This window comes from Actinomadura luzonensis (assembly GCF_022664455.2).
GTDB lineage: Bacteria > Actinomycetota > Actinomycetes > Streptosporangiales > Streptosporangiaceae > Nonomuraea > Nonomuraea luzonensis.
This window is the reverse complement of sequence record NZ_JAKRKC020000001.1, coordinates 256,980-275,602: the sequence shown is the minus strand read 5'-3', so window position 1 is coordinate 275,602 and position 18,623 is coordinate 256,980. Positions and strand designations below refer to the sequence as shown.

Annotated in this window: 18 protein-coding genes and 2 pseudogenes; 7 read left to right on the top strand and 13 right to left on the bottom strand. The window is 68.5% G+C overall.

All coding sequences use genetic code 11. The features are described from left to right. Positions 1 to 10: 10 nt before the first annotated feature. The 5 genes from MF672_RS01285 to MF672_RS01265 form a co-directional block, all read right to left on the bottom strand. Positions 11 to 511 carry a hypothetical protein gene (locus tag MF672_RS01285; protein WP_242381074.1) on the bottom strand — a complete coding sequence of 167 codons (501 nt, stop codon included), beginning with the start codon at positions 509 to 511 and terminating at the stop codon, positions 11 to 13. 77 nt (positions 512 to 588) lie between these two features. Beyond that, the gene (locus tag MF672_RS01280; RefSeq protein ID WP_242381075.1) at positions 589 to 1,188 is read right to left on the bottom strand and encodes a Yip1 family protein; all 600 of its coding nucleotides are present in this window, start codon (positions 1,186 to 1,188) and stop codon (positions 589 to 591) included. Next, on the bottom strand, positions 1,185 to 2,396 hold the full coding sequence (locus tag MF672_RS01275) for a glycosyltransferase (protein ID WP_242381076.1): 1,212 nt from the start codon (positions 2,394 to 2,396) through the stop codon (positions 1,185 to 1,187). Before MF672_RS01275 ends, MF672_RS01280 begins: the two co-directional genes overlap by 4 nt. A 27-nt stretch (positions 2,397 to 2,423) precedes the next feature. Further along, positions 2,424 to 2,693 carry a 2TM domain-containing protein gene (locus MF672_RS01270; RefSeq protein WP_242381077.1) on the bottom strand — a complete coding sequence of 90 codons (270 nt, stop codon included), beginning with the start codon at positions 2,691 to 2,693 and terminating at the stop codon, positions 2,424 to 2,426. 17 nt (positions 2,694 to 2,710) lie between these two features. Further along, positions 2,711 to 3,061, bottom strand: coding sequence for a VOC family protein (locus tag MF672_RS01265; protein WP_242381078.1), 351 nt, complete (start codon positions 3,059 to 3,061; stop codon positions 2,711 to 2,713). 1,162 nt (positions 3,062 to 4,223) lie between these two features. On the opposite strand from MF672_RS01265, the pseudogene MF672_RS01260 reads away from it, so the two are divergent. From MF672_RS01260 to MF672_RS01250, 3 genes and pseudogenes are all read left to right on the top strand, one after another. Further along, positions 4,224 to 4,418, top strand: a pseudogene (locus tag MF672_RS01260) (STAS domain-containing protein); the annotation flags it as partial. A gap of 426 nt (positions 4,419 to 4,844) precedes the next feature. Continuing rightward, a protein-coding gene (locus tag MF672_RS01255) for an IS5 family transposase (RefSeq protein WP_247815124.1) occupies positions 4,845 to 5,659 on the top strand; the annotation gives its coding sequence in 2 pieces (ribosomal slippage) (positions 4,845 to 5,205 and positions 5,205 to 5,659; 816 coding nt in all). A gap of 312 nt (positions 5,660 to 5,971) precedes the next feature. After that, a pseudogene (locus MF672_RS01250) lies at positions 5,972 to 6,333 on the top strand (transposase); the annotation flags it as partial. Here the strand turns inward: MF672_RS01250 and MF672_RS01245 are convergent. Continuing rightward, on the bottom strand, positions 6,313 to 8,016 hold the full coding sequence (locus MF672_RS01245) for an ISAzo13 family transposase (protein ID WP_242384090.1): 1,704 nt from the start codon (positions 8,014 to 8,016) through the stop codon (positions 6,313 to 6,315). The pseudogene MF672_RS01250 and the gene MF672_RS01245 sit on opposite strands and share 21 nt — an antisense overlap. Before the next feature lie 23 nt (positions 8,017 to 8,039). Here MF672_RS01245 and MF672_RS01240 point away from each other — a divergent pair, with 23 nt between their 5' ends. From MF672_RS01240 to MF672_RS01230, 3 genes are read left to right on the top strand one after another with little or no spacing between them, the layout of a single operon-like run. Then, a complete protein-coding gene (locus tag MF672_RS01240; protein ID WP_302893281.1) occupies positions 8,040 to 8,972 on the top strand; it encodes an IS3 family transposase in 933 nt (310 codons plus the stop codon). Further along, entirely contained in the window at positions 8,950 to 9,882 is a 933-nt protein-coding gene (locus MF672_RS01235) for an alpha/beta hydrolase (protein WP_247815484.1), read from the top strand. Before MF672_RS01240 ends, MF672_RS01235 begins: the two co-directional genes overlap by 23 nt. Positions 9,883 to 9,892: 10 nt before the next feature. Next, the gene (locus MF672_RS01230) at positions 9,893 to 10,273 is read left to right on the top strand and encodes a hypothetical protein (protein ID WP_247815123.1); all 381 of its coding nucleotides are present in this window, start codon (positions 9,893 to 9,895) and stop codon (positions 10,271 to 10,273) included. On the opposite strand, the gene MF672_RS01225 is transcribed toward MF672_RS01230, so the two are convergent. The 3 genes from MF672_RS01225 to MF672_RS01215 all read right to left on the bottom strand — a co-directional run bounded on the left by MF672_RS01225 (position 10,258) and on the right by MF672_RS01215 (position 13,879). Beyond that, positions 10,258 to 11,399 (bottom strand): IS3 family transposase gene (locus MF672_RS01225; protein ID WP_247815483.1). Its coding sequence is split into 2 segments (ribosomal slippage): positions 10,258 to 11,198 and positions 11,198 to 11,399, totalling 1,143 coding nucleotides; the frame shifts between segments, so codons are not numbered across the junction. The two genes, MF672_RS01230 and MF672_RS01225, sit on opposite strands and share 16 nt — an antisense overlap. After that, positions 11,282 to 12,541: an integrase core domain-containing protein gene (locus tag MF672_RS01220; protein WP_247815122.1), complete on the bottom strand. Its 1,260-nt coding sequence runs from the start codon at positions 12,539 to 12,541 to the stop codon at positions 11,282 to 11,284. The genes MF672_RS01225 and MF672_RS01220 overlap by 118 nt, the downstream gene beginning before the upstream one ends. Positions 12,542 to 12,907: 366 nt before the next feature. After that, positions 12,908 to 13,879, bottom strand: a complete 972-nt coding sequence (locus MF672_RS01215; RefSeq protein ID WP_242377031.1) for a LacI family DNA-binding transcriptional regulator — start codon at positions 13,877 to 13,879, stop codon at positions 12,908 to 12,910. Between the two features lie 268 nt (positions 13,880 to 14,147). Here MF672_RS01215 and MF672_RS01210 point away from each other — a divergent pair, with 268 nt between their 5' ends. Beyond that, positions 14,148 to 15,296, top strand: coding sequence for a MurT ligase domain-containing protein (locus MF672_RS01210; RefSeq protein WP_242377033.1), 1,149 nt, complete (start codon positions 14,148 to 14,150; stop codon positions 15,294 to 15,296). On the opposite strand, the gene pgeF is transcribed toward MF672_RS01210, so the two are convergent. Genes pgeF through MF672_RS01190 form a run of 4 tightly spaced genes read right to left on the bottom strand, consistent with a single transcriptional unit; the run spans position 15,242 to position 18,622 of the window. Beyond that, a complete protein-coding gene (gene pgeF / locus MF672_RS01205; protein ID WP_242377035.1) occupies positions 15,242 to 15,982 on the bottom strand; it encodes a peptidoglycan editing factor PgeF in 741 nt (246 codons plus the stop codon). The genes MF672_RS01210 and pgeF overlap by 55 nt on opposite strands. Continuing rightward, positions 15,983 to 16,864: a DMT family transporter gene (locus MF672_RS01200; protein WP_247815121.1), complete on the bottom strand. Its 882-nt coding sequence runs from the start codon at positions 16,862 to 16,864 to the stop codon at positions 15,983 to 15,985. Further along, on the bottom strand, positions 16,824 to 17,456 hold the full coding sequence (locus MF672_RS01195; protein ID WP_242377039.1) for an HAD family hydrolase: 633 nt from the start codon (positions 17,454 to 17,456) through the stop codon (positions 16,824 to 16,826). Before MF672_RS01195 ends, MF672_RS01200 begins: the two co-directional genes overlap by 41 nt. Further along, complete coding sequence (locus MF672_RS01190; RefSeq protein WP_242377041.1) at positions 17,453 to 18,622, bottom strand: glycosyltransferase family 4 protein; 1,170 nt, start codon at positions 18,620 to 18,622, stop codon at positions 17,453 to 17,455. Before MF672_RS01190 ends, MF672_RS01195 begins: the two co-directional genes overlap by 4 nt. Between the last annotated feature and the right edge of the window lies 1 nt (position 18,623).

The following is an 18,623-nucleotide window of genomic DNA, read 5'->3' as shown; positions in this document are numbered from 1 at the left end:
CCGCGTCCCGTCAGCCGCCTGTTCCGATGCCCGACCCGCCGCGCCGGTGACCTCGTTCGGTGAAGCCCTCGTCCGGCGGGGCCAGCGGCCGGGCCGTGATGACCGCGTGGCAGTGCCAGCCGCCGCCCGCCCGCTCCAGCACCACGTCATCGGGGTCGACGGTCGCGGGCATCCGGCGTAGCAGCGCGTTGCGGACCAGGACCAGCGCCAGAGTGACCGTACCGTCGCTCTCCTCCACCACCTGCACGTCGGCGGGGGCCAGACCGCGCTGGGCCAGCGGGACGATGGCGCGCTTCAAGGCGCGGGCGAGCAGGTCCTGGTCGGAGCGCGGCTCGATACGCTCGACATCCTCCACGCACAACACCGCGGCGGCGGGCCACACCGCGTCGCGCACCAGCCCGCGCACCGCCTGCGCCACGCACTCCGCCTTGCCCGGAGCCCACGCCTCCAGCGCCACCCGGCCGTCGGCATACCGCACCCGGCAGCCTTGTGTCTCGTCGTCGTGCGTCATCTCGCCTCCTCTGGGCGATCAGGCCGTGTCCATGTGGGCGGGATGCGGGTGCGGAGGTAGGGCTGAAAGTCCCCTGTTCAGCGGATGAAGACGAACTGGACGAGGCCGTTGGCCACCAGGCCCGCCGCGGCGAGCGCGATCGTCTTTCCCCAGGAAAGGCGCTCGACCTCTTTGACCGCGAGAACGGTCAGGACGGCGTACCACAGCGTGCCGAGCCAGATGTGCGGCCCGGACAGCATCCAGCCCAGCAGGCCCGGTACGCCGAGCCCGGCCAGGACGGCGAGCACCAGGTCCGGCAGGCCCATCGCGACGGCGACCGCGACGAGAGCGAACCCGAGCAGCGCGAACAGGTCCTCGAACCGGCCCCGCCCGTGCCAGAGCCCGGCCAGGAGCCGGGTGACGCCCGCGGCCATGACGGTCCCGGCGATGCCGACGGGCAGGATGTAGAAGCGTTCGTAGGCGTAATAGTCGGCGTCGGAGATGCGCAGCGCGGGCGATTGCGGCGCGTGCATGACGCCCATCGCGAGCGCGGCGGAGATCCCGGCGAAGTACACCACCGCCAGGGCGACCGGGCCCAGGAGGCCGAACCCGATCCGGTGCGGCTCGCCGAGCACGGACGTCAAGGCGGCCCGCGGCCGGATGAACAGCCCGGCGCACGAGCGCACGACTCTGTTCATGTCCGGCCCGGTACGAGGGCGTGCGCGGCGATGGCCTCGACCGCGGCGGGGGCGCCGCCGCAGGCGTTCATGCGTTCGCCCAGTTCCTCGGCCCGCTCCCGGTAGTCCTCGCGCCGCCGCAGGACGCCGCTCAGCCAGGCGGGGGTGAACTGGTCCGACTCCCCCATCACCCCGGCCCCGGCCGCCGCGACGTGCTGGGCGTTGTAGCGGCGTTCGAAGACCGCGCCGGGGAACATGATCAGCGGTACGCCGTGCCGCAGCGACCGGACGATCGAGTTCTGCCCGGCGTGGCAGATCATCCAGTCGCAGCGCGGCAGCAGTGCCTCGGCGTCGACATACGGGCTGAATCGCACGCCCGCCAGCCGGAACGGGGTCGTCACGCTCTGCGCGGCGACCACACAGGTGACCTCGCCGCCTGCCGGGAACAGCGCGGGAAGCACGCGCCGCAGGGTCTCCAGCCGGACCGATCCCGTGCCGACGTAGACGAAGACGTGGCGGCCGACGGGGTCGAAGCCGCTGCCGGCGAGGCTCTGCGGGCAAAGACGGCCGAGCAGGCTGCCCGCGTACAGCACGTCGGGGCGGGCCGGGTCGGCGTCGTCCAGCTCGGGCACCGACGGGACGATCTTGAGCACGTGCGGGCCGAAGAACAACTCCTCCGGCCGCCGCGGCGGCAGGCCGTGATCCTCCAGCACCGCGGCCATCGCGCGCCGCATCAGCGCCCACGGCAGGCCGCCTGTGCCGCCGGTCATGACCTGGCTGTAGGCCGAGGCGATCGGGATCCGGGCGATGGCCGCCGTCACGTACGCGCCCGGATCGAGGTCGGCGAACAGCGCCTCGGCGCGGAAGTCGGCGGCGGCGTGCAACTGCGCGTCCACCAGCCGCCGCAGATAACGCGCACGGGCCATGCCGGTGGCCGCCAGCACCGTCCAGATGCTGCCGACCGACCGGCCCGGCCCGATGGGCAGCGCGTGCTGCTGCGCCCGGTCCTTGATCCGCCGCGACAGGGGCCGCGGCAACCCCAGCATCGTCGCGGCGGGCATCGGGTAGACGCGGTGCCCCAGCCCGCGCAGGGACTCCTCCACGTAGCCTGAGCCGCAGAAGGCCACCTTGTCACCGCGCGCGATGGCGGCCTCGGCGACGCCCAGGGAGCGGGTCAGCCCTCCCCATGTGCCGGTCTGCGGGGAGAACACCGGAATGAGCAATCTCACCGCCATCACCTTTCGTGGTGCGCCAGATCAACCGTGCCGTTGTAGCTCACGGTCGATGTCCGACTCGGTGATGGGGTGCGTGGTGTAGGTGTTCCAGGCGCCCAGCGCCAGCAGCACACCCCACCCGCCGAGGACCCAGCCCGGCCAGAAGTAGCCGAACCCGCTGATGGCCCAGATCGCGACCAGGAACACGTTGATCACGACATATCCGGTGAAGTCGGTGCGCAGCCTGCGCTTCTTCTCCAGCTGACGTCTGGCCCAGTCGCGCTGTGCCGACGACGGCACGCTGCTGTCCATCCTCGTCCCTCCCCTCATCACGTCCGTGTTCCGGCCAGGAGGCCGACCATGTTGCCCGCCGGGTCGGCGAACAGCGCGAACTCCATGCTGTCCCCGATCTTCGTGGGCGGCACGCGCGGCTCCCCGCCGAGCTCACGGACCCGCTCCAGGGCCCGCTTCAGATCGTCGACCTGGACGTAGACGGTGATGTACGGCGGCATGCCTCCGCTGGTGCGCATGATGCCGCCGCCGGGGCCCTCCTCCGGCTGGACCAGGGCGTAGTTCTCGTCCACGGCCTCGCTCTTCCAGCCGAACAGTTCCTCGTAGAAGGTCCGCAGCCCCTCGTGGTCCGGACCCGCGATCTCCCAGTGCACGATCGGATTCGCCATGTCCCCCTCCTTCTCCGTTTCCAGTGTGCGGAGCGTCCACGGCGCGCATTCGCGGAAAAAGCCCTGAGACGCGCCCCTTTCGTCCTGTCTTCGGAGAGACGGCCCGCGCGGTCCGTCGGGGGATCGACCGCACTGTCCGATACCAGGACCTAAGTCCTGGTCAAGGGAATCCCGCCGAAGGATCGTGGGAGCAGACAAGCCTTTGATCCGCCCGCGCCGCGTGCGAGAGCGCTGTGAAAAGAGGTGGACGGCATGGCCGGTTACCGGCTTATGGGAGCATTCCAATCCCTCAGCTCGCTCGACTCCTCCAAGGCGTTCATCCAGAGGAACGCCTTGGGTGTCCGCGAGGGTGAGCGCTACGAGTTCTTCGTGCAGTCGTGGCACCGGACCTACGGATGGGGCAACTCCAAGGTCGAGCTCTATCTGACCCCGGCCGACAACGGCCGCGGCGCGGCGATCGTCGGGGTCCGACAGCGGACGAGCACGCTCGACTCCTCGCATCCGTGGCTGGGGCCGCCCCTCGTTCAGATCCTGAGCCGCCCGTCTCGCCCCATGTCCTCGCGCCACACACCGGCTTTGGCTCACCCGTCCCAGAACCAGAGCGGAAGTGAGCTGCGCCGGTACCTGAACGTACGCCAACACCTCCGACATACCTTGCAGGGCGCCCCAACCTCACCTGCGGGGATGCTCTGTGATCACGACGAGCATGTCGCAGCGGGGTCCCGGCACCGGCTAAGGGCTGACCAGGTCAGCCGTTCGGCTCGGCTGATGTGTTTTCCTCCACTCCCCGCCTCAGGCCGGGACAGCCTCCGGCAACCGCTGACGCTGTTGCTCGCCCAGCGCCCACCAGACGCTTCGCCAGCCCCAGAGCCCCAGGAAATGCGACGTTCCCGGATGAGGACTTTAGCCCCTTCCTTCACGATCGCAACCGTCGTAGCTTTGCGGCCTGTCAGAGGTTTCTTGCTCCCGCTTTCACCGATGAACGTCCAGTTGTCCCCGGCCCGAGGAGGCGAGGAGACGGACATGAGCTTTCACGTGCGGCGCCGTATGGGCGCTGAGGCGGTGATCAAAGCATGCGGAGAGGTGGACCTGGCAGCGGAACCGGAGTTCCGTGCCCAGGTCACCGCTGCCTTTTGCCGAATGAGGCACTCGCCTCACGCTCGACCTCAGCGAAGTGACCTTCATGGACGCACGCGGACTGGCCGTGCTCGTGGCCGCGAACAACCTGGCGACCGCCCGCGACGGCAGTCTTCGTCTGGCAGGGGTGACACCGGCCGTTCGACGGTTGCTGAGGGCGGCCGGTCTCGACGCGGTCTTCTTGCCGGGCACCGCCGCAGCCTTCGGCCGTATCGCATGAGCGCCTAGCTGACCGGGCCGAGGATCATCTTGGCGGACGTACTGTGCCCGTGCGAGGCGGCCACCAGAAGGACGACGCCTGGCGCGGCGTCGTCGCGATTGGAGTGGTCTGGCTCCTGGCACGCGAGTCCGCCGGACTCCTTCGTCTGGCATTGACCGGCAAGACACTGGCCGAATCACCGCGGCGCACATATGCCTGAAGCGGAAGACTTGACTCGACGAGGATTACGAGCAGATGACGATCATGCGACGTGTATCGCGGAATCCTTGGGTGCTGGCTGGAGCAAGCTGCATTCTCGTCGGCGTCTTGCCCCTGCCGGTGACTGGATCCTGGCCATCGGCATGGCGAGCGGTGGTGAGCGTCTTAGAGGTCATAACAGAATGAGATTGCCCGCATCCTCATCGTGATGATCGTCGTTGGGCAGGTATGAGGAAGGGTGAGCCGCTTCCGTGGATCGTCTCGGACAGCTTGTGGGAGCGAATCGAGCCGTTGTTGCCGAAGGTGCAGCGTCGCACCCGTCATCCGGGACGTAAGCGGCTGGATGACCGGAAAGCGTTGTGCGGGATCTTGTTCGTGCTCTACACCGCGATCCCGTGGGAGTTCCTGCCTCAGGAGCTGGGCTTCGGCTCCGGCATGACGTGCTGGCGGCGGCTGCGGGACTGGCACCAGGCCGGAGTGTGGAACCGGCTGCACCAGCTCCTGCTCGCCGAGCTGCACGCCGCCGGCCGGCTGGACTGGTCCAAGGCGGTGATCGACAGCTCGCACGTGCGGGCGCTCAAGGGCGGCCCAAAACCGGGCCGAGCCCGGTCGACCGTGCCAAGCCGGGCTCGAAACACCACGTCATCGCCGAAGGGCACGGCATCCCGCTCGCGGTGTCGCTGACCGGAGGCAACCGCAACGACGGCACCCAGCTGATGGCGTTGATCAAGGCGATACCGCCGGTCCGCGGCCGACGCGGCCGGCCCCGTAAGCGTCCTGCCTGCTTATACGCCGACCGCGGCTACGATCACGACCTCTACCGCCGACAGGTCTGGCACGTCGGCATCCGGCCGCACATCGCCCGCCGTGGCACCCCACACGGCTCCGGCCTGGGCATTCACCGCTGGGTCATCGAGCGCACGATCGCCCTGCTGCACTGGTTCCGCCGTCTGCGTATCCGCTGGGAGATCCGCGACGACATCCATGAGGCCTTCATGACCCTCGCCGCCGCGATCATCTGCTGGCGACGCCTCGTCCGATGAGTCCATTGTTAGGACCTCTTAGTCGCGGGGATGAGCGCGGCGGCCGGCTCCTACATCAGCGTGATCTTGGCTCGGCAAGATCAGCGAAACGCCGTACGCAAGAACGTTGAGAACCTGCTCGACCCGATCGGCGTTGCTGAATCATCACCCGGGTCAGCCGAGACCGAGCCTGGCGCGCTGGAACTGCTGACCCCATACCAATGTCCCCTGGGATTGCAGGGGCGGGAACCCCAAGAGGCCCAGGGGCCCTGCCCCCGAGGTGTGGACACCTTGAGTACCGGATGATGGAGATCCGGAGACAAGGAGTTCCACGTGGCGATGAAGTCGTATCCGCCGGAGTTCAAGGCGGACGCCGTCGCGTTGTACCTGTCCGATCCGGGACGCACGCTGGCCTCGGTGGCCGACGATCTGGGGATTAGCCGGGAGACGCTGCGTAACTGGGTGCGTCAGGCGCAGGCCGACGGCACCGCGGGCGCCAAGGCGCGGGGCCCGGCGAGGAAGCCGGCGCGGGGCCCGCTATCGTCCGACGACGTGCTGGAAGAGGAGAACAAGCAGCTCAAGGCCCGGATCCGGGAGCTGGAGCTGGAGCGTGACATCCTGCGCCGGGCGGCCAAATATTTCGCGGGAGAGACGAACTGGTGAGGAGCCGTCAACTAACTACTGCCCGATTTGATGTTGCTTTCGTAGGCGGTGATCTCGTTCTGGAGTGCCTCGATCGAGCGGGGCGGGTGGGTCCGGCGGCGGGGCTGGGCGAGGATTGCGGCGAGGTCAGGGGCCGCGAAGCCCAGCAGAGGTCTGGTCCGGTGGGCGTGGTAGCTGAGGGTGTTGCGGTCTCGGCCGAGTAGCCGGGCTGCCAGGGTGAGCGTGACGGTGTTGCGGTGGCTCAGGACGGCGGCCAGGACGCGATGCCGGTGGTCGAGGAATCCGAAGCCGGGGTTGTATCCGCGCCGGTTGATGCCCTTGCGCTTTTCGCGTTCGGCCTCGGCCAGGGTCCTGCGCCAGGGCTCGAGTTCGGTCACGAGCCGGTCGAACTGGTCGCGGGTCATGCCGGTCAGGGCGGGGTGGGTGAGCAGGTAGGTAGCCTCGGTCGGGATCGGGGGCGCCTTGGCTTGTTCAGGTTCGGCCGGTGGTGCTGTGCTGGGGTCGTAGGGGCCGATGGTGTAGTTCCATTCGCCGTGGAAGTCGTCACGCTGGACGCGCTGCAGGAGCATCTGGCGCTGCTCCTTGGTGAGAGTGCGCCCGGTGGGGTAGTTGTTGTCGTCCAGGACGGCGCTGACGGTCAGCCCGGTGCTGGTGCGGGTGGCCGAGATGCTCTGCAGCAGCACCTCGTAGCTGGTCAGGGGCCGTCCGCGCAGGCTGTGGGTGATGCGGGAGAACAAGCGGTGCTCGACCTTGTTCCACTTCGATGTCCCCGGTGGGAAGTGCAGCACGGTGACGGTCAGCCCGCTCTCGTCGGCGAAGGCGGCCAGGTCGTTCTTGAACAGGTGGGAGTCGGCGGAGTTCGCTCCTCCTGAATCGGCGGTGATCAGCAGCCGGGTCGCGCCGGGGTAGTGGCCTCGGCCTTGCTGGTTCCACCAGCGGCGGATGGACTCCACCGCGAACGCCGCGGTGTTGCGGTCGGTGCCCACGTTCACCCAGCCGACGTCTTGTCCCAGGTCATAGACCCCATACGGGATCGCGACCGGGGTATCAGCGAAGGTGAAGTCGTGATCGGGGGCCGTGATCGGTTTCTTCTTGGGCCGGTAGGTGCGGCCGGCTCGGGCGAAGTCACCGATCGGTTCCTTCTTCTTGGCGTCCACGCTGACCACCGGCGAACCGTCGGCGAGGAATTGTTCGACCGTGGTGTTGATGTGCTGGAACTGGGCTTCGCGGTCGGGGACCTGGCTGCCGGCGCGCCGCTTGGCCATGCCCTGGAGGCTGAACCCGGCCGCCCGCAGGAGATCGCCCACTGTCGGGGCACTGATCGGGTGCCCTGCCGCGGTTAACTCCCGGGCCAGGTCGCGCAACGAGGCCGTGGTCCAGCGCAGCGGAGAAACCGGATCACCGATCTCTCGTGGCTCGATCAACGCCTCAAGCGCCGGCACCAGGCCCGGGTCACGCTCAGCAGCCGGTTTTCGTCCGCCACCGGGACGGCGCACGCGGCCCAGAACCGGTGCACTACTCGCGAGCTCGAGACGTCCGCGCGTGATGGTCGACTCCGATACCTCTGCCAGTCTGGCCACCGCCACGATCCCGCCATGCCCGAGTGCATCGGCCTCAGCCGCCAGATATAAGCGGCGCTGCCGCTCGTCCAGATGCGGCAGCACGGCTGCGAACTTCACATCCAGGGCCGCCAGATCCGCCTCAGATATCCCCATGAAGGCCGTTTAGCACACCACTCATCGCAGTCGCACTGAAACTAGCAGTAATTGTCTTACGGCTCCTGAGCCGCTTCGAGTTCGTCGACGACCATCGCCGCGCCTTCGGCGTGAAGCGGCTGTGCCGGGTGCTGAAGGTGTCCCGCTCGGGGTTCTACCGGTGGCTCAAGGCAGCGCCGGCCCGAGCGGAACGGGCGGCGGCCGAAGCGGCACTCGCCGAAGAGATCAGGCAGATCCATGGCGAGTTCGACGGCACCTACGGTAGTCCACGTGTCACCGCCGAACTGCGCGCCCGGGGCCACACGGTCAACCACAAGCGGGTCGCGCGGGTGATGCGCAGTTCCGGCATCGTGGGGCTGCACCTGCGCAAGAAAGTGCGTACCACGGTGCCGGAACCTTCGCAGCAGAAGGTGCCGGACCTGATCCGGCGGGACTTCACCGCGCCGGCGCCGAACCGGCGCTATGTCGGCGACATCACGTATCTGCCCGTCGGCGAGGGCCGGTTTCTGTATCTGGCGACCGTGCTGGACCTGGCCTCACGCCGGCTGGCGGGCTGGTCGATCGCCGATCACATGCGCACCGAGCTGGTGAGCGACGCGCTGCGGGCCGCCGCCGCGACCCGGGGCAGTCTGCACGGCAGGATCTTCCACGCCGACCACGGGGCCCAGTACACCTCGGCCGAGTTCGCCGCCGTCTGCGAAGAGCTCGGCGTGCGCCAGTCCATGGGAGCCGTCGGGTCCAGCGCCGACAACGCCGCCGCGGAGGCATTCAACGCTACGTTGAAACGCGAGACGCTGCAGGGCGCCAAGCGGTGGTCCTCGGCACGCGAGGCCCGCCTGGCCGTCTTCAAGTGGATCACCCGCTACAACACCCGCAGGCGACATTCCACCCTCGGCTACCTGAGCCCGATCGACTACGAGCAGCAGACCATCGATAGGGTGCTACTCGCCGCATAACACCCGTGTCCACACTTCGGGGCGAGCCCCCGCGATCAGAAAGGGCCTGGGACAGGCCAAGCTGACCTACCTGGGCAACTCGCACGGCACCGTGCTCGGGCAGGCCTACGCCGAGTTGTTCCCGGACAAGGTCGGCCGGATGTACCTCGACAGCGTCTTCGATCACACCACCCCCGACCTGCGCACCTGGCTCCAGCCGCGCGCCAAGGCCCTGGAGGCCAACTTCAAGCGCTTCGCCGCCTGGTGCCAGAGCACCGCCACCTGCGCGTTGCACGACAAGGATCCGGTGGCCGTCTGGGACGAGGTGATGGCCAAGGCCCGCCGCGAGCCCATCCCCGCCCCTGAAGCCGGTCCCGGCGTACGCATCAGCGACACCCAGATCGCCTCCCGCGCCAACTTCACCTTCGAGGCCACTTGGGAGAGGCTGGCCGCCGGGCTCGCGCGGGCACAGGCCGGAGACGCCTCGTTCTTCGCCAAGGGGCAAGGGGCTCCGGACCCCGACCTGCCGCGCGTCATTCTCTGCGCGGATCTGCCCTACCCCGGCTACGCGGAGGTCAAGAAGCTGGAGGGCTTCCTGCGTCGCGAAACGCCCCACATTGGGTGGCGGGCCGTGTGGCCGATGGCCAATCACTGCGCCGGCCTCCCGCCAACCAGGACGTACGCGCCTCATCCCATCAAGGCGCCTGGCCTACCCCCCGTGCTCATCGCGGGCGGCGAGCACGACGACAACACCCCGACTGCGGACGGCCGCCGGCTGGCCGCCCAGCTTCCCAAGGCCCGCTTCCTGCCGGCCATCGGCGGGCATGCGCTCTACCTCTCCGGCCACCCGTGCGTACGTGAGCACGTGCACCGCTACCTGACCACGGGCCAGATGCCACCGCGCGGCACCTCCTGCGGACCGGCGAAGTAGCGTTGCCGCTGTGTACGCCAGAGAGGGACTCTTCGTGCTCGCGACCACGGCCGCGCTCACCGCATTCGCCATACTCGACGGCGAGCCGCCGTGGCCTGAGCTGCCCCTCCTGGCGGGTGCCAGCCTCGCCGCAGCCCTGCCCTTGACGCTGCGTGTCCGCTTCCCGCTGGCAGGAGCGCTGCTGTCAGCGGCGATAGCCCTGCTCGAACTGGCGATCCCTGTGGGGCTCAAAAATAGGATGCGGTGTCTGACCTGCCGGTTCTCGGGTGGCGTCAGCCGGCTATTTGATCAGCTGGCGATCTGGTACTCGTTGATGAGGCCGCCGAGGATGGCTCTGGAGTTGCCCCGGTTCGATAGACACATCAGGGCTTGCGACTACGCGGCAGCATAGTCGAGGTCTTTGGCGTTATTGAGCGTGTGTCGGCGTTCGTATTCGGCGGGGCTGAGCTGGCCGTTGGCGGAGTGGCGGCGGCGCGGGTTATAGAAGCCCTCGATGTAGCTGAACAGGGCTCGTTGGGCTTGTGACCTGGTGTGGAAGGTACGCCGGTCGATCAGTTCGCACTCCAGCGAGGCGAAGAAGCTCTCGGTGATCGCATTGTCGAAGCAGGTTCCGGTGCGGCCTGTCGATGGGCGGACGCCGGCCTGCTCACAGCGCCGGCCGAAGGCGATCGAGGTGTACTGGCTGCCCTTGTCGCTGTGGTGAATCACCCCGGCCGCAGGGCGGCGCTGGTGCAGGGCCATCGCCAGCGCGTCGGTCACCAGCTCGGTGCGCATGTGTTCGGCCATCGCCCAGCCGACGATCCGGCGGGAGAACACGTCCAGCACCACCGCCAGATAGACGAAGCCCTGCCAGGTCGGCACGTACGTGATGTCGGCCGTCCAGACCCGGTTCGGCTCGGCCGTGGTGAACTTCCGCTTCACCAGGTCGGACGCGGCGATCGCTTGCCGGTCGGCGATGGTGGTGCGACAGCCCCTGCGCCGGCTCACCCCGGCCAGCCCGGCGGTGCGCATCAGCCGGGCCACTGGCTTGCGACCGACCCGGATCCCGTCGAGCTCGCGCAGGTCGGCGTGGATGCGCGGCGCCCCGTAGATCTCATCGGATGCCCGGTGGTGCCGGCGGATCTGTTCGGTCAGCTCGGCGTCGCGGCGGGCTCGTGCGGACGGGCCGCGCTGCTGCCGGGCGGCCCAGGCGTAGTAGCCCTGGCGCGACACACCCAGCACCCGGGCCAGCAGGGAGACCTCGTGGTGGTCCTTCTCCGCATGGATCAGCCGGAACTTCATCTCGGCAGATCCGTCTCCCGCGCGAAGAAAGCCGCGGCCTTGCGCAAGATCTCCTTCTCCTCGCGGAGGATCTTGTTCTCCCGGCGCAGCCGGGCCAGCTCGTCCTTCTCGACGCTGGTCAGGCCGTCTTGGCGGCGGCCGTCATCCAGATCGGCCTGGCGCACCCAGGTACGGATCGACTGCGCGGAGGGCTGGAACTCCTTGGCCAGCTCTTCCGGTGTCCGTCCCGCGCGCACCAGCTCCACCATCTGCCGGCGAAACTCCGGCGGATAGTTGTTCGGCACAGCAGACTCCTTCTTCCGGGAACCAGGGTTCCCCAGAGATCAGGTGTCCACCAAACCGGGCCAACTCCAGCTCTGCGGTGGACGCGGTGGTCGGCCAGGTCGATGGGGGTTGGCGGGCTTGTTTCGGCTTGTGATGGGGACAGCTGCCCGATGCTGCGGTGAGGTCGGGCCGTGTTGTAGTGCTGCAGGTAGCGGGTGAGGGTTCGGCGTAGATGGTGCTCGTTGAGGATGAGCATCCTGTCCAGGAGTTCGCGGCGTAGGGTGCCGATGATCCTTTCGCAGTGTGCGTTCGCTTTCGGGGCCTGCGGTGGGCTCTTGATGACCCGCAGGCTGGCATCGGCCAACACCGCGTCGAAGGCATCGGTGAATTGGCCGCCACGGTCGCGGATCAGGAACTTCAGCTTCGTCATGTCGGTGTCGGTGTTCATCAGGAAGTTGCGGGCGGCCTGGGCGGTCCATGGGCCGGTGGGGTTAGCGGTGACGCCGAGCAGGTGGACGCGGCGGCTGCCGTGTTCGAGCATGATCAGGGCATACAGGCGATTGAGGCTGACGGTGTCCACATGCATGAAGTCAACGGCGACGATGTGCTCGGCTTGGGTGGTCAGGAACTGCTTCCACGTTGGCCCGTTGCGGCGCGGGGCGGGGTCGATCCCGGCCCGGTTGAGGATGTTCCAGACGGTGGAGGCGGCGATCTGGTGGCCGAGGCGGGTTAGTTCGCCATGGATGCGCCGGTGTCCCCACCTTGGGTTCTCCGCGGCCATGCGCAGGCTGAGTGCCTTGACCGCGGTCGCGGTGGGTGGCCGTCCGCGATGGCGACGTTTGCTGTAGTCCCACTTCTTCGTCACGAGTTTGCGGTGCCAGGCCAGCAGCGTGGCCGGGGTTATCGGGAAGATCTTCCCCCAGCGCTGACGGGGTATCAAGTGCGAGAGCGCCGCGAACCACAGGCGATCGGCTGGGTGGTACCGCACCCGTGGGACCTGGCGGCGTAGGACCGCGTTCTGATGCCGAAGCACCAGCAGTTCCGCTTCCTTGGAGACATCGCGGCGTAGCAGAAGTGCGGGCAAGGACAGCAGGCGCCGGGCGACGGTGTACACCGTGGACAAGATCACGAAACATGATCCCAGGCGACCTGGGCCGGCTGCTCGACGCCCTCACCCTTCCGTCCCACCGGACGAGGGGCTCTGCGCTGGTAGTGGTTCGAGTTATTGAGCCCCACAGGAACGAACACCACCTGCGGCACGCCCTGCGCGAGTATGAACACTTCTACAACCAGCACCGAGCCCATCAAGCCCTGAACCAAGCAGCCCCGCTGCGCGCCGTCCCCCGATCCGATCACGGCCCCAGAGCGAATCATCGACCTGAAAATCCGCCGACGAGACCGGCTCGGCGGCGTCCTCCATGAGTACTCACAAGCGGCTTGACCTGCATGGCTGGAATTGTCGGCAGGCGCAGGGTCAGCGTCAGGACCCCACGGTGGATTCGCGTACTTGCAGGATCGGCATGATGGCGATGTTCCTGGGCCCGTGGTCGGCCGGGTCGAGCAGCACGCGCACGCACTCGTCCGCCATGGTTTCCCAGCGCTGATGCACGGTGGTGAGCGGCGGGTCGGAGATCTCGGCGAAGCTGATGCCGTCGAATCCGGTGACCGCGACGTCGCCCGGCACCCGCACGCTCGCCGCCCGGAGCCCGCGCAACATCCCCAGCGCGATGGCGTCGTTGCCGCAGACGATGCCGTCCACGTCGGAGAGATGCGGGAGCAGGAGCTCCGCCGCCGCCTTGCCCCATTCGACCTCGAAACTGCCCAGCATGGGCGGCAGCGCCGACGACAGGCCGTGCTTGTGGAGTGCGGCGGTGAAGGCGTCGAGGCGGGTGTGCGCGGAGTAGTTCGTGAGCTCGGAGCTGACGAACACCAGTTTCCGGCGGCCCAGCTTCACCAGGTGATCGACGACCTGCGCGAAGCCGGCCTCGTCGGAGACGCCCACCCAGTCGGTCACCACGCCCTCGACGCGGCGGTCGACCTGGATGAGCCGGATCCGATCCAGGGCGTTCCGTACGGCGGGTTCGCTCGCCCGGTAGTCGCACGGGCTGATGATGATCCCGTCGACCTGACGTTCGACGAGCGTGTTCAGTCGGCGCGCCTCGATCTCCGTGTCGCCCTGCGAGCCGCACAGCAGCAGTTCCAGGTTCTCCCGCTGGAGTCGTCGTTCGATGGCTTCGACCAGGGCGGGGAAAAACGGGTTGGAGATCTGCGGGACGAGCATGCCGATGGTGTTGGAACGGCGCGTGCGCAGGGCCCGCGCCACGGCGTTGTGGTGGTAGCCGAGCTGTGCTGCCGCTGCTTCCACTTTTCGCTTGGAGTCCGCGCGGACCCCGCGAGAGTGGGCCAGGACACGGGAGACCGTCGAGGTGGACACTCCGGCCAGCTTCGCCACATCACGGATGGTCGTCATGCTCTCCCCTGGAAAACGATGTCCAGACTACACCGTCCATGTGCACTTGACGCGTGAAAACAGCCGATCTAATTTGGGGAGACGTTGATCGGCAAACGATTGCCGACACCTTCGTGTGAACCTCCCTCTTCAGAGGAGACCAGTGCACATTGGAGAGTCTGTCAGCCTGGTCAGGTTGCGACTCGCCATCCTGGCAGGAAGGGTCTGCGCCTGGTGGGGGCGCCGCAGGGGCCGTCTGGGGAGTGGCACCGTGTCGGGCCGGGTTGTGCTGGCCCTGGCCCCCGGCGCGTTGAGACGGCTCACCGCGGGCAAGGACGTCGTGCTCGTGAGCGGCACCAACGGGAAGACGACCACGACTCGGTTGATCGCCGAGATGCTGACCGAGGTCGGCCGCGTGGCGAGCAACGACACCGGCGCGAACATGCCCGCCGGCCTGGTCACGGCGATGATCTCCGAGCGGCGTTTCGACTACGCGGTGCTGGAGGTCGACGAGCGATATCTGCGCACCGTCTGCCGCCAGACCGCTCCCAAGGTGGTCGTGCTGCTCAATCTCAGCCGAGACCAACTCGACCGGAACCCGGAGACCGCCCAGGTGGCACGGAGTTGGCGCGAGATGTCACACGAGGTCCGCACGACGGTGGTGGCCAATTGCGACGACCCGCAGATCTATTGGGCGGCCTCGTCCTTTCCGGCCGTGACCTGGGTAGCCGCCGGGACGGCGTGGCCGCACGACTCGTGGTGCTGCCCGTCCTGCGGTGCATCGCTGAGCCGGGTCGCGGACCTGGGACACTGGTCTTGCCAAGGCTGTACCCTCGCGCGACCCCGGCCCCATTGGCGGCTCGGGACGCGTTCCGTGACGTTCACGCCGGAGAAGACGACCTTCGCCCTCAAGGTGGCGCTCCCGGGACGGGCCAACCTGGCCAACGCCGCGATGGCCCTGGCCGCGGCCACCTCGCTCGGCCACGCGCCGGAGCTCATGGCCCGCAGGCTGGAGCGAGTGCGCTCGATCGCCGGGCGCTACGAGGTGGTGCGATTCCTGGGCCGGCGCGTCCGACTTCTCCTGGCCAAGAATCCCGCGAGCTGGGGGGAGACGTTCGAGACGATCAGCACATCCGCGGCCGTCCTGATCGTGCTCAACGCCAGGGTCCTGGATGGCAGGGACACCTCGTGGATCTGGGACGTCGACTTCCGCGAGCTCCGAGGCCAGGCCGTCTACATCAGTGGTGAGCGGCGGCACGACCTGGCCGTCAGACTCGACATCGCTGACGTGGAGTTCAAGATCGTCTCCTCGCTGGAGGAGGCGTGCAGGCTCGCGCCGCTCGGGCAGCTGGACATGGTCGCGAACTACACGGCGTTTCTCGACCTGGTGAGAGAGCTGCGGTCAGGGCGCCAGACGTAACCGGCGAAGTCGCCGGTCGGTCCTTCCCTCCGATAGGAGTAGAGCGAGGCGGTCTCCATCGTGCAACGCCGGTCATGGCGTATGTCCCGGACACCCAGGCCGTGGAGCTGACCGGTGATCGCGGCACGCAGGTCCACGCCGGGCGTGCCCCAGCGCGTCGTGCACATCGCCTCCGGCGCCACGGCCGCCGTCCGGGCGCGGACCTCCGGCGAGACCTCGTAACACGAGCCGCAGATGGAAGGGCCTATGAGCACGACCGTGCGTGAGGCGGCCGCGCCCCGGGCTGTCATCGCCGTGATCAGCGATCCGACGATGCCGGCCGTGGTCCCCATGCGCCCGGCGTGCGCGACACCGATGACGCCTGCCTCCGGGTCGGCCGCCAGCAGCGGGACGCAGTCGGCCACCAGCACCGCGAGCCCGAGCCCTGCCTGATCCGTGCAGGCCCCGTCCAGCGGCGGAGGATCCTGGCCGAACGGTCCGGTGACGTATCCGACGTCGGCGCCGTGAACCTGGCGCAGGTAGACGACGCGGTCAGGCGACAGACGCAGCCGTTCGGCGACCGCGGCCCTGCCGTTCACGACCGCCTCCCGCGCCTTCGGGCCGAGCCGTGCGACCTCCTCCGGCGGGATGCTGACCACGTCGTGGCGGTCGGTGAACATCATGCGCACGTCTCCAGCCCGCAGCACTCAGGCCCCCTTGCTCACGAGTACGGCGATGGCCCCCGTGGCCAGTGCCGCGCCGGCCATCTGGACGGCGGTCAGTGTCTCGCCCAGGAAGATCCACGACAGCGGAGCCGCGAAGACGGGCACGGCCAGTTGTAACACAGCCGAGACGCTCACCGGCAGGTGCGCGTGTCCCCAGGCGAACAGAGACTGGCCCACGCCGGAGGCCACCGCGAGCCAGACCAGGGCGGGCACCTCGTCGGCCACGGGCCAGATGTCCGGTCCGCGAACCGACCACGCGCCCACGGTCAGCACCGCGGCCGAGACCGCCATCGTCCACTTCACGTAGTTCAGCGATGTCAGCCCGGAGTCCCTCGCCCGCTTGGACACCAGCCAGTACAGCGTGCCCGCGACGAGCGATCCCACCGAGAGCAGCAGCCCCGGCACACCGCTCGCCACGCGTCCTCCGGACACCAGGAGCATCACGCCGAGCACCGTCGCCACGCCGCAGAGGGCGTCACGAAGCGGTGGCAGCGTACGGCGCCGCAGCATCTCCATCGGCACGGCCAGCACCGGCAGCATGGTCCCGATGAAGACGGGGACGACCACGGGCTCCAGCCGGATCGCGGCGAAGAAACAGATCGTGCTGACCGCGAACAGCGAGCCGCCCACCAGACCGTGGCGCAGGGCGGAGGGTCCGCCCGGCCGTGGCAGGACCCGGCTCACCACCAGGATGCCGAACCAGCACAGCCAGCTCCGGTGCGCGGCGATCAGAAGGGAGGAGGTGAGCAGGCCCTTCGACACCACGCCCGTCGTGCTGATGGCCGCGGCGGCGACGAGATCGGCGGCCGCTGCCCACAACGGTTCACGCGAACGCGGTGGCGAGCCGTTCGAGACTGTCGACAACCCAGGTCGCTCCCGCCGCTCGCAGGTCCGCTGACGTGTGCGACCCGGTCGTCACACCGATTCCTGGCACGTTCGCCTCCTGTGCTCCCGCCATGTCGAGCGTGTGATCCCCGACGTAGACGGCGGCGCTGTGCGCCTTGATCGCCGGCCCCTTCTCGCGGCCGGCCACGTTGCCGGCGATGGCGCTCACCTCCAGCCCGCACGCCTTGAGACAGGCCGTGGCGATGGGCGGGATGCGGGAGGTGATGACCACGAGCCGGCGATCGCCGTCGCGCAGCAGCGAGGCCAGAAGGAGCGCTCCGGGCAGCGGGGTGAGGTGGGACAGGCCCTCGGTGAGGAAGTACTCGCGGAAGCAGCGGACCGCCTCGTCGAGGCTCTCGGCGGCGACCCAGCGGCTCAGCTCCTGCTTGAGCGGCGGGCCGAGGTTGGAGACCACGGCCTCCACGTCGATCCCGAAGCCGTGGCGTTCGTTGACCCTCCTGAGGGCGTGGGCGGTGGCCGCGCGGGTGTCGATGAGGGTCATGTCCAGGTCGATGCCTATGCAGAGGCAGCGCCGTAGCTGGTCGTCGAGGTTCTCCCGCTCAACACTCATCGTGACACCGTCCCCGTCAGTTCCGTGTACATGCCGTGCAGCGCTTCCGCGACCACGTCGGCACCGTACTCGGTCTCCGCCTTCTCGATGTGCTTGGCCGCCGCCGTACGCAGTTCGGTGGCCTCGGCGGGGTCGCGGAGCACGGAGACGATGCCGCGCGCCAGATCCTCGGGATCCCCGGTGCGCGTCAGCACTCCGCGTTCTCCTTCGGCCAGCGCGTCCCTGTTGCAGGCGCGGTCCGAGGCGACCACCGGGAGGTTGAGCGTCATGGCCTCGTAGACGCAGGAGCTGAAGCTGTTGATCACGCGCGGATCGACCAGCACGTCACAGGTGGTCATGGTCTCGGCGACCTTCTCGTGCGTCAGGTGGCCGAGGAAGCGCACGCCGTCCTCGACCCCACGCTCCCGGATCTGACGGCGGATGGCCGCCTCGATGTGCTTCTCCGGGGTGTCGTCGTGACCGACCACGATCAGCTCCGCCTCCGGGATCTGCGCGCGCAGCAGGGCGTACGCATCCACGAGGACGCCCAGCCCCTTCGCCTGGTTGAACGAGCTGTGCACGGTCAGGATGCGTTTCCCCGGCGAACGCGGTGAGGCCGCCTGTCCCACCCCGCGGAGCAGGGCGAAGTTCACCCCGGGCGGCAGCACCCGGTGACGCGCCCGCGGCGCATAGTCCCGGGCGACGAGTTCTGACACGGTGTCGTCCGAGGCGATCACCAGGTCGGCGTAGCCGTAGGCGATCTTCATGAGCCTTCGGTACCTGTCGTCGACCTCGGCGCCCAGGATGACGTCACGGCCGAAGGTCGTGATGGCGACGGGGACCCGGGCGAGGGCGCCCGCCAGGGCCGCGGCCACCCCGGTGAACGTGCCGTAGACGGCATGGACCACATCGACGCCCGGTAAGCCCGCCAGCTCGTTGGTCAGCATGGTGAGGCAGGCCGACAGATCCGACGAGGACGGCGTGCTGTCAGTGATCACCTGGTAGTCCAGCGGCATGGGCAGTTCTAGGTATCGGACGTTCGGTGCCGGGGCCGCCTTCGGCGCGTACTGGCACAGCACCGTGCACACGACCCCTCGGCGTCCCAGGGCTTCCACGGTGTAGCGCAGTGAGAGGCTGCTGCCGCTCACATAGCTGAGGTCTGGAGTGGCGACGAACGCGACATGCATG